Origin of the sequence: Moorena sp. SIO3H5, assembly GCF_010692395.1 — a bacterium.
Classification (GTDB): Bacteria; Cyanobacteriota; Cyanobacteriia; order Cyanobacteriales; family Coleofasciculaceae; genus Moorena.
On sequence record NZ_JAAHHS010000258.1, the window covers coordinates 1 to 11,148 of the forward strand.

The 11,148-nt window shown below is 41.6% G+C and carries 5 protein-coding genes; 1 reads left to right on the forward strand and 4 read right to left on the reverse strand.

Annotated elements, in window-relative coordinates:
* Positions 1 to 84 precede the first annotated feature (84 nt).
* The 4 genes from F6K52_RS23985 to F6K52_RS24000 form a co-directional block, all read right to left on the reverse strand.
* Positions 85 to 1,968, reverse strand: coding sequence for an FHA domain-containing protein (locus F6K52_RS23985; RefSeq protein WP_293083780.1), 1,884 nt, complete (start codon positions 1,966 to 1,968; stop codon positions 85 to 87).
* A gap of 24 nt (positions 1,969 to 1,992) precedes the next feature.
* Complete coding sequence (locus F6K52_RS23990; protein WP_293083783.1) at positions 1,993 to 2,898, reverse strand: trypsin-like peptidase domain-containing protein; 906 nt, start codon at positions 2,896 to 2,898, stop codon at positions 1,993 to 1,995.
* Between the two features lie 1,063 nt (positions 2,899 to 3,961).
* Positions 3,962 to 7,204 carry an efflux RND transporter permease subunit gene (locus F6K52_RS23995; RefSeq protein ID WP_293083786.1) on the reverse strand — a complete coding sequence of 1,081 codons (3,243 nt, stop codon included), beginning with the start codon at positions 7,202 to 7,204 and terminating at the stop codon, positions 3,962 to 3,964.
* A gap of 333 nt (positions 7,205 to 7,537) precedes the next feature.
* Positions 7,538 to 9,067 carry an efflux RND transporter periplasmic adaptor subunit gene (locus tag F6K52_RS24000; protein ID WP_293083789.1) on the reverse strand — a complete coding sequence of 510 codons (1,530 nt, stop codon included), beginning with the start codon at positions 9,065 to 9,067 and terminating at the stop codon, positions 7,538 to 7,540.
* 192 nt (positions 9,068 to 9,259) lie between these two features.
* On the opposite strand from F6K52_RS24000, the gene F6K52_RS24005 reads away from it, so the two are divergent.
* Complete coding sequence (locus tag F6K52_RS24005; RefSeq protein WP_293083792.1) at positions 9,260 to 10,942, forward strand: ABC transporter ATP-binding protein; 1,683 nt, start codon at positions 9,260 to 9,262, stop codon at positions 10,940 to 10,942.
* Positions 10,943 to 11,148: the final 206 nt, after the last annotated feature.

An 11,148-nucleotide genomic window follows, 5' to 3' on the forward strand; every position in this document is an offset into this window, starting at 1 on the left:
TTGATATAATTCTGGTACCATTTTCAATTGATAGGTCGTATTGACAAGTTATGACCTATCTTTTTTTACCATAATTCGCTCAATTTAAGATATATCAAGGGTTACAGGGCGCTTGTCGCCCCCCCAGCTTATAATTACATCGTTACCTTCAGTGGCAGAGAGTCCTTGTTTCCGTCGTTGTCTACCAATCGTAATAGTTTTTAGCCCATAAGGTGCTTGATAGGCATAAGGAGTTCCTAAAATTCGGAGGTATAATAATCTAGATACATCTGTTGACTTTGGAAAATTGCTACTCATTCCAGGCAGTGATTCTACTGTAATCGAACCACCTCCAGAATTTATTTGAGTCAGTACAATTTTCCTCAATTCAACAATTGCCTTGTATACAGGCATTGACTTGGACATTGATCTTAATAATCCATTTGTAATTGTTAGAGCTTTTGCTAATTCACCTCGTTGAGCAAGTTGACGTGCTTCATCTAAGGACAATTTTGCATCGAATATTTTTTTTGTACGTTTTGCTTGAAAATCATCGTACTCTTTTTGAAGCGTATTTCTGTACTCTATAATTATTTGATCTTGAATAAATCTAGAGATATAAACCATTAAAACCAAAATAAAGGTTAAAGGTAAATATAAAAAATATTTTCTTTCCCATTCAAATACTAAACTCTTCAAATCAGGAGACCAATAAGTTATTTTTAATTGCAATAATCCTAATAAATTGTAGTTTTCAATTGCTATCCAGAAAGAATTTGAATGTTGTTTTTTGAAATCACCCCTTTCATCAAATTCCCAATAATCAAAATAGATGGTTGTATCTACTTTTTTTGATAATCCTGAATTCTCAATGAAGCCCCAGAGCACTTGTTCTGAATCTGATGGTTGTCGTGTCAAAATAACTTTAACTGAACTGGGTGAAACTTGAGATTTTTCTCGCCAATGTCTATTGTTTTTATTTTGAAAGTCAAGAAGACATTGATTTACCCATTGATTCAGAACTTTATTAGGACTGGGATTGAATAAAGTAAAATGAAAAATTGCCGTAACTGATAAAGCAACAATACCGAAAAAGATATTTAATTTCCAGAGATAGGGAGGAACAGCACCTTCAGGTGGTCGTTTTATTTCTTTTTCTTCTGGCTCTAATTTACTTTCTAAATCATCATCAATAGCATATGTCTTACCCAAAGTAGTTTTTGGGACTATGTTTAATATAGTTATTCCAATTTTAAAAAAATCAAGAGTTAATTCACTATTATGCTTGAGTAACAATTCTTCATTATTGAGATTTATAAAATAAAACCCATCTGATTGTCTGATTAAACTTCCTAGAGTTTTTGATTCTATAAATTTTGAAAATCTGACAACTTCATTAGTATTTGTCCCAACGAGAACTTTTCCTTTTGGTACGATTATATATCTCCTTACTTCTTCTCCATCAGAGTCATGCTGAATAAGTACGCCTGGAGATAATGGATCGTTTTGATTGTGTTCAAATAAAAATGAAAAAGAAGAACATAACTGAACTCTTGCCCCTAAAAAAAGTTTAGTCTTATGGTTAATTTTTTGATCATCAACATATGTCCCATTAATTGATTTTAAATCTTCAATCCAATAGTCATTAGTCTCTAATTTATAATAAATAGCAGCGTGTAAGTTACTGATTTGATGAGAATCATCATCAATCCAAAAACCACAATTTGGCGACCGTCCGATAATAGCCCAATCTTTAAAAACGCAATGAACTTCGTTGTTGCTCCCTTTTAAGTTTAAAATAATTCTATCTTCTTGAATAAAATCTATTTTTTGTTCAAGTTCAGAGCGCTCTCTCTCAGCTTCTTCTAGTTCTCTTTGATAATTTAATTTATGAGTAGGATTTGGTTCAGTAGCAATAGCCTTTCTTAAGCTGCGAATTTTTGTAGATAATACTTCCCATTGTTCTTGAAACTCAATATGTTTATCCATAAAAGTAATACCTGGTTGTGATATCTAGCCAAGCTGTTGTTCAATTTCATCAATTTTCGACTCAATTTCATTAAGTTCTCTCTTGGTTTCTTCTATATCTACATCTCGCTTAAGCTGCACAATAGGATCGACTTCACGAATACGACTATTACGTAACATAGATAGTTTTTTTATTAAAAAATTGTCATGCTCTTGCAATTCACTCAGTTCTCGTTTTAAGCGACGACGTTGGCTAGGTGTCAAACTAGTTAAAGGAGCTTTAGAGGTATTCGCCATCCGACTCCATTGATCTAATTCAGTCAAAGTTTGTCTTAAGACTTTAGTAGAAATCAGAAAAGCAGCCTTCGCATTTTCTCTTCGTTTCTCTGCTGCTACTGCCATACCTACTACTCCAGCTAATTGCTCATCCCACACGGGCGCACCACTAAATCCTCTCTCCACTTGATAACCAGATACTTTGGTATCTTCTATCTGTAGCCAGTTTTTTCCAGTTGTGTCTCGTAATACCCCAGATGCCCAAATCCCATCATTATGCCCTTTGGGAAAACCAAACACTCTGATTGGATGCTCCCACAAATCCTCCGCTTCTACTAAACGTACAGGTTGAGTAGTATTTGGTAACTTACTATTCAGCTTTAATCCAGCAATATCTTCCACTAATTCGGTTGAGGAAACAGGTCGCCAAAAACTCACCTGTGCCTGAAGTTTATTTCCAGGGTCAATCAAGGGAAAATCCAAGTCAATCCAGCTGCTAGGCATCTCTTTCGTATTTTCGGGAAGATTCAACGTTTCAGTAATGACATGAGCGCAAGTTAGCACATACTCGCCAGATACTAGAAAACCAGAACCAATGACTGAACCATCGCCATGATAAATCCGAGCAATAGAAGCTTTGAAAGCTTTGAAATCGTTAGTTTGATTATTATCCATTTACTTCCATAAATGCTAATCATGCAACAAAATTTTACTTTAAATAACTTTACACAAAAGGGTGTACTACTCCTTCATTACTTAGTTTAACCAAGTGTCACTCAATCTTTTAAACCAATGAATATAATCAGGGTAAACTTATCTTGTCAATAAACCATGACTTAGGGTGTTTGTTGACAAGGCATTTTCCACATATATAGCGTTTTCAAACGAGTTGTAAAGTCAGAGATTCTCGAAAAAGGCAAGAGGCAATAGGCAATAGAGGCAAGAGCTCCAGAGTTTTTTAGTCAAATAAAAGAATACCTTTTGAGTTTACATCTCAAATGAAAACGCTATAGTGTTTTCAAAAAATTAGATGCGTTTACCCTGGAACCTAAGGGAGGACGCGGTAGAAAATTTTTAGACAGATCCAATAGCTTGATTATTATAAATAATCAAGTATAGGTTTTTTATAAATTACTTAAGTTAGATGCGTTTACCCTGACTTTCGTCGCTGTTTTACGTGTTTAGAGTGCTAGCTCTACTTGGGCTAGAACTAGGGAAGCTGCTACCAAGGGCGATCTAGCTCGAAATGCTTGCCCTGTAAGAATTTCAATTAACTCTGGGTCACTCACTGATTAGATGAAGACAAAAAGGGAGTACTAGTGAAATTGTAGCTAAAAATTAAGCAATTGCGGAAAACCCTTACCCAATTTAATGTAGTGTATTCAACTACAATTGAAACCGTCTCTGGATATGGATTACAGCAATTAAACCAATAGTCACGGGAATTGGTGCGATCACGAAAAGCCTCAACCCAGCCTCCCCCTGTCTGATCATTATAATTCCTATAATTACAACAAACTTGAAAACCCCTTGAGACGATTGACCCTTAACTCAACCCACCCTACGGAAACGCCAAGGGCGAACAACCAAACAACCAAACAACCTTAAACATTAAACCTTCAACCAAACAACCAAACAACCTTAAACATTAAACCTTAAACCTTCAACCAAACAACCTTAAACATTAAACCTTAAACCTTAAACCTTCAACCTTGATATCCCCCAGTAACCAATAAGATTAATCCACTCTAACCATTTCACGGGATTCTTCCTTCTTATTCATCTCAGAAGGTTTCAGCTTCTGACCCCTAAAGTCTCCTAATAATCCCATCAATGCTGGAACTACTGTAGGTGTCAGTAATGTAGACAAAGCTAATCCGCCAGTCAAGGTAATCCCTAACCCTTGATATAATTCAGCTCCTTTGCCTGGTATCGCTGCTAGCGGTAACATTCCTAGTACTGTAGTTCCAGCAGACATGAATATTGGTCGTAAGCGATCGCATACAGCTCTATACAAGGATGTATCGTAATCTATTCCTTCTCGCTGTAATTGCAAGGCTCGGTCTACCAAAAGGATGGCATTATTCACCACAACTCCAGTCAGAATCACAAATCCCAACCCAGTAATCATATCCAGCGGTACTACAACACCAGGAATTCTGTTCACTATCACCAAACTCAACAACGCTCCGGTTAATCCTATCGGTACGGTTGCCATAATTACGATGGGATAGAGAAAAGAACGGTAGAGTGCTACTAGCAACAGATAGGTAATCAGTAAAGACAGAAGAAAGATTGACCCCAACTGAACTAAGGTTTCTGATAGCAAATCTGCTGAACCAGCTAACTCGACACGATAGCCAGCAGGTAGATTTTTCCGGAAGGGTTTGAGAATTTGCTCCTCTGTCTGTTGAACTAGTTTGCCTAAGGGAGCTGAGCGCTCGACACTAACGGTTAGGGTAATAGAACGCTGTAAATCCACTCGGTTAATCCGATCGGGTCCGGTGGTATCTAGTACTTCAGCGACATCAGCCAGTTGTACTTTCCCTCCATTGGGAGTATAGATCACTAACTGACGCAACTGCTCTGGGTTTTTGACAACGGTATGTTGTAATTCAACGGTCACATCCAGTTCCCGTTTACCATCCACGAATTCTGAGGCTCTAATGCCACCGAGAGCAGCTTCAACCATTCTCCCTAAGTCAGCTTCTGACAAGCCCACTTCTGCGAGTCGCACTCGATTGGGAATTACTTGTAATTCTGGCGCACCAGTAACAAAACTGGAACGAGCATTGCGCACACCATCGAGTTGGCGCAATTGCTTAAGAAGATCCTGACCCCACTGGTTTAATTGATCCAGGTCTTGTCCTACTACACGGACGGTATAAGATTTGCCTGGATTCCGAAAAATGGTAGCGCGCCTAGCAACCACAAAGCGATAACCAGGGAAATTGGACTTTACCTTTCCCATCCGATTCATCATGTCATCGAGATTCCTACCAGTAGCTAAGTCTGGCTTGAGATAGACTAAAATCATTTTCCGTCGCGAGCTTGCTATTACCAAGGTTCGGTGAATTTCCGGCTGCTGTGCCAAGAACTTTCTGGCCGGTTTGGATAGCCGTAGGAATTCTGGAATACTGGTGCCTGGAAAGGGTTCCGTTAACCACATAATTAAATTACGGTTCCCTTCTGGTAGGTAATCCATGGGGGGGAGTAACCGAATACTGACAAAGAGCAATACTACAGGAATCAACAACACAGCCAAACGCCTTCCGATCCGTTTGCCACCAACAGACCAACGCACGGTTTTTAATAACAATCTCTCTAGCTTGCCTTGCCATACTCGAAACACTGCTGAAGTTTTCGCTACAGCTAGCACCAGGACATTTTGGATTTTGGCTCCTCTATTTCGCTGCTTTGGGCGCAATGGTTTTGGGTCTAAACTTTGGGTGCCGACATCCCCCATCCCCTGCAAAATCTGTTGCGCCTCCGCTTGATTAAGAAACAGTCCCGATAGCATAGGCACTAGGGTCAGAGCTGCAAACAGGGAAAACAATACCGATGTCGATAGAGCAATACCAATATCAAAGAAGAGCTGTCCTGGCTGCCCTGTCACTAAAACAATGGGAGCAAATACTGCTACCGTAGTCAGAGTAGAGGCTAGCATGGCTGACCACACTTCTTGAGTGCCGTCAATAGCAGCTCGGATCGGATTTTTTCCCCGTTGCATGTGGGTGAAGATATTTTCTAGCACCACAATGGCATTATCTACGACCATTCCCACTGCAAATGCTAATCCTGCCAGACTAATCACATTCAGAGACCGACCTAGCAAGGCTAAGACAATAAAGACGGTAATAATAGTAGTCGGAATAGTCAGGGCAATTACTGCTACGGTGCGCAATGACCCCAGAAACAACAGCAAGACTAGGGATGCTAGTATTGCACCCATGATCAAATTTTGCTGCACTAAGGAAATAGATTGGTTAATATAGTCATTTTCGTCGTAGTTAATAAAGAACTGGACACCTTCCCCTTGCTGTTCCAGTTGGGCTTCCATTTCCTTGAGTACTGCTCTGACCCCCTTAGATATCTCTGGGACATTGCCACCAATTCGTCTTTCGATACCAATGCCAGCGGTTGGTTGGTCATTTGATACAAAAACTGTACTTTGAAGCTTGCGACCAATTTTGACCTCAGCTACATCTCCCAAATAGACGATTCCTGATTGGTCTCGGCGCAACACAAACCCTTCCAACTCCTTCACATCCTCAGAGCGACTGACGGTGCGGACTCGGTATTCCCGTCTTCCCACTACCATCGGTCCACCGCGAATATTGCGGTTATTATTGCGCAAAGTATTCACGACATTAGACAGGGTTAGATTGCGGTCAGCTAAGGCTTTCGGGTCTACAATCACCTCCACTTCCCGTTCCCGTCCCCCAGGAGTAATAATCTGACCCACTCCTTCCACTTGCCGTAACTTGGGTACGATGGCATCTTGAAGCAAGTCACGGTAATGGTCTGGGTCAGAATCATAGCCTTCTTTGGGCATTAGGACAATCCACATCATGGGACGGCTAACACCGCTGACCACTTCCGCAGAGGGGTCTCCTGCTTCTGGGGGTAGAGACGACACTCGCTGTAATTTGCTCAAGACATCTACTAAGCGAGCATCAATATCTGTTCCCCAATTGAATTCCAGAGAAATGCGACTGCGTCCAGAGCGAGAGCTACTGGTAATTTCTTTAACTCCTGTGACTTCTTCGACGGCTTCTTCGATCGGTCTAGTAATCAGGTCTTCTACTTCCGTCGGTCCTGCTCCACCGTAGGAGGTGCTAATGGTAATTTCTGGGGTATCACCTCCCGGTCGAAGTTCTAGAGGAAGCTGGAATAGGGCTAAGATGCCACATAGGGCTAGGAGGCAGAACAGAACAAATGTTCCGTGTCGCCAGCGGACAGCTGTTTCGATAAGTTTCATCAAATTTGGCCGAAGTTGGCAACTTAGGAACTATAGAATTTAGAATGGGCGAATTTAGAATTTAGAATGCGCGAATCGGGAATCGGGAATCGGGAATCGGGAATCGGGAATCGGGAATCGGGAATCGGGAATCGGGAATCGGGAATCGGTAAAGATTCTAGAGACTAATACAGCACGGCGGAAATCAATATAATTTTCAAAAATAGCAAAACTTTTATATATTAAACCTTTAATCAGTAAACATGTAATAATTTTGAATTTTGAATTTTGAATTTTGAATTCCGCACAGCGGTACTAGTTTTAAAAGTTTGGAATAGGTGTGATAATTATGAATTAAGGATTAGTAATTTTAACGGTTGAACCATTTTTTAATCCTTCACCGCCTGACACAACTAGGGGTTGATTGGCTTGTAATTGTTGATTAGTGATCACAACTTTTTCCCCCATGTCCGCTAGTATTTCTACGGTAAACTGTTGTGCTTTGCCTTGAGAAATGGTATAGATTAGAGATTGGTTTTTTCGTTTAATGATGGCATCACGGGGGATAACAAAACTAGGATCTACATCAATGGGTAAATCTAAGGTGCCTTGAATTCCCATTCCAGCTAATAAGTCTTTTGGGGGATTGTTGAGATTTATCCTTACTAGTTGTCGCCGTGAGTTGGCATTTGCTGTAGGCACAACGCTGGTAATCTCTGCTCGTTGCTGCCAGTTAGGTAAACTTCGCGGTGCAGTTAATTCCACATACATCCCTGGTTTGACCTGATTAGTAAACCTTTCTGGTACTTCTAGAAAGATATCGAATTGAGTATTATTGACCAAGTTAATGATGGCATCGCCACCTTCAACATAGTTGCCAGTATCAACTTCCCTCGATTGCACAACCCCGGCTGTAGGCGCTTTAATCGTGGCTCGTTCTGATGCTAGTTGAGCTTGGTCAACCGCTGCCTGAGCTGCTGCTACTACCCCTTTCTGGGAATCAATTTCTTCCTGGGTTGGTCCGACTTGGGCTTCAGCTAACAGAGCGGCAATGCGCAACCGCTCACTCATGGTGGCATCAAGGGTACTTCTGGCTTCAGCAATATCTTGCTGGGTTTTAGTTTGTTCTGCACTTAGGGCAGCTTCAGCCCGTAAGCGATCGCTGGTGGCTGCATCAGCTCCTTTTTCGGCTTCCACTTTTGCTCGTTCAGAGAGAGCTCCTTCCAGAGTTAGGGCTTCAATGCGTTTTAGGTTATCCTTTGCTTCTTGTTCGCGAGCTTGAGCCGCATCTATTTCTGCTTGCCGTTGGGCAATTAAATTGGGTTGGACGGCTATCATACCATCAAGGTTGTCCTTTGCTTCTTGTTCGCGAGCTTGAGCAGTATCTAGTTCTGCTTGCCGTTGGGCAAGAATTTCTGGACGGGTTCCCACTTGTAATCGAGCCAGATTACTTTTTTCCTGAGCAAGCCTTGCCTTAGCTTGGGCGAGGGCTAACTGTTGGTCAGCACCATCAAGAATAGCAATGGTCATTCCTGGTGTAACGCGATCGCCTTCTCGGACTTTGACTTGTTGTATCACACCATCCACCTGAGATTTAATCGTGATTTTTTCACTTGCCTCTACCTCACCCAGTAACTCGATCTGTTTAACTCCTTTACCTAAGGTCAGGGGAATAGTTTCTACCGGTCGCGGCGGTATCTGTTTGGTTTGCGTCTGGGCTACAGGGGTTTCTGGTACTGTCGAGATTTGCAACAAAGCTAGACCTCCTACCAAAAAGAGGACTGTCAGTAGCCATGCAGAGGATTTGCCTTTGGTTTGTTCCTCGGTTTGGTAATTTGACTCTGGTTGATAGTGATTAGACACTTGGGGATTTACAGGTTCCATGGTGATGCCCTGACAAAAAGATGTCAAAAAGATGTTTATAGGATAACTTTGCTCAATCCTACTGCTGGCCTGATTAACTCGATCAGAGCAGTTGACTTAGATAGGAATTACTCTAGCTTTACAAATTTTAATCAAAATTTAATGGTTATGGCATGAAAGTTTTTATATTCTTAGGAGAGGAATATTAAATCGATGAGTGAAGCGCTACTTTGTGTCGAAAACCTGCAGGTGGCCTATCCTAGCAGCCAATCCCTTGAAAAACCGGCTTGGGCAGTAGATGATGTTTCCTTCATGCTAGATTCAGGGGAGCGACTGGGATTAGTCGGTGAGTCAGGCTGCGGTAAGTCTACTCTGGGACGAGCTATCATGCAGTTGTTACCACAACGGTCCCGAGTAACAGGAAAGGTAAGGTTTGCTGGAAAGTCGGTCTTTGACTTAACTCCTGCACAGCTGCGTCAGTTTCGGGGAGAAGCAGTAGCGCTAGTCTTTCAAGACCCGATGACTCGCCTTGATCCTTTGATGAGTATAGGGGAACACTGCCTAGAAACTCTCAGAGCTCACCAACCCCAGTTATCAGGACGTGAGAGTAAAGCAAAAGTACTAGAAACTCTAGATGCGGTGAAAATTCCCGCTAATCGCTTCTCTCAATATCCCCATGAATTTAGCGGGGGGATGCGGCAACGGGTTGCGATCGCATTAGCCTTGTTGCTCAATCCCAAGTTAATTGTAGCAGATGAACCCACCACTAGCTTGGATGTTACGGTCGAGGCACAGATATTAGAAGAATTAACTAGGTTATGTCGAGAGCGGGACATGGCACTGTTACTGATTTCTCACGATTTGGCCATGATCGGGGAATATTGCGATCGCATTGCGGTAATGTATGGTGGCAAAATGGTGGAAACCGGGCCCGTGCAACAGATTCTGTGGCAACCTAACCATGACTATACGCGATCGCTTTTAGAAGCAGCTCTACATCTGCAGGCAGTTAAAGACCACACTGACACTAATAACCCTGACACTAATAACCCTGAGGGGAATTCCAGCTCTGGGATTCCTACCCCTTTGCTAAGGGTTACTAATCTCAAGCAATATTATACCTTAGAAAGCAACTTTATTCAGCAACTAGTATCTCAAGAAAAAAACGTTATCAAAGCTGTGGATAACGTCAGCTTTGATTTATATCCTGGGGAAATTTTGGGACTAGTAGGAGAATCCGGTTGTGGGAAAAGTACTTTATCTCGCACTATTTTGCAATTAGTTCGTCCTACCGCTGGAACCGTTGAGTTTCAAGGCACAAATTTAGCTACACTCAATCGACATTCCCTACAAGAGATTCGTCGTCAAATCCAAATGGTATTTCAGGACCCCCATGCTTGTCTTAATCCTTTAATGACTGTGGGAGAAAGTATTGCCGACCCTTTATTTATTCATAAATTAGCGGCTAATTCAACAGCAGCTAAAAATCAAGTCAACGAAATGCTAGAACGAGTAGGATTAACGCCTGTAGAAGATTACTATAATCGCTATCCCGCTGACCTTTCTGGAGGACAACAACAACGGGTTGCTATTGCTCGGGCATTGATTACTCATCCTAGTTTGGTGATTTGTGATGAACCAGTGAGTATGCTGGATGCTAGTGTCCAAACTCAAGTATTAGAATTAATGTTAGAGTTGAAAGAAGCCTTTAATCTTACCTATTTGTTTATTACTCATGACCTCTGGGTAGCACGGTTTTTCTGTGATGGAATCGCCGTAATGAATAAAGGTCAGATTGTTGAAAAGAAACCAACTCATGACCTGTTTACTAATCCTGAGCATCCTTACACTAGAACCTTGCTAGAGGCAGCTCCATTGTTAGATAAACAAAGGTGATTGATAAGCAGTCAGCCGTCAGTTATCAGCCATTGGTAACAAGTTAAGCAAAAGAGCAATTTGTCAAGCCCTCTGAGTCTGGGAAAGGAGACAAATCAAGGGGAGGTTTTTTTCTCCTGGTACGAGGGGCTTTGACAACCCCCAAATCTTGGTTCTCTTTAGCAGTTAAATAGGCCACTGGGTCAGTGGCTTTCCCTTGATGATAG

Excerpts from the sequence above, each read along its gene's own strand:
- F6K52_RS23995 (WP_293083786.1), bottom strand. The coding sequence starts at position 7,204 with ATGAAACTTATCGAAACAGCTGTCCGCTGGCGACACGGAACATTTGTT.
- F6K52_RS23985 (WP_293083780.1), bottom strand. The coding sequence starts at position 1,968 with ATGGATAAACATATTGAGTTTCAAGAACAATGGGAAGTATTATCTACA.
- F6K52_RS23990 (WP_293083783.1), bottom strand. The coding sequence starts at position 2,898 with ATGGATAATAATCAAACTAACGATTTCAAAGCTTTCAAAGCTTCTATT.
- F6K52_RS24005 (WP_293083792.1), top strand. The coding sequence starts at position 9,260 with ATGAGTGAAGCGCTACTTTGTGTCGAAAACCTGCAGGTGGCCTATCCT.
- F6K52_RS24000 (WP_293083789.1), bottom strand. The coding sequence starts at position 9,067 with ATGGAACCTGTAAATCCCCAAGTGTCTAATCACTATCAACCAGAGTCA.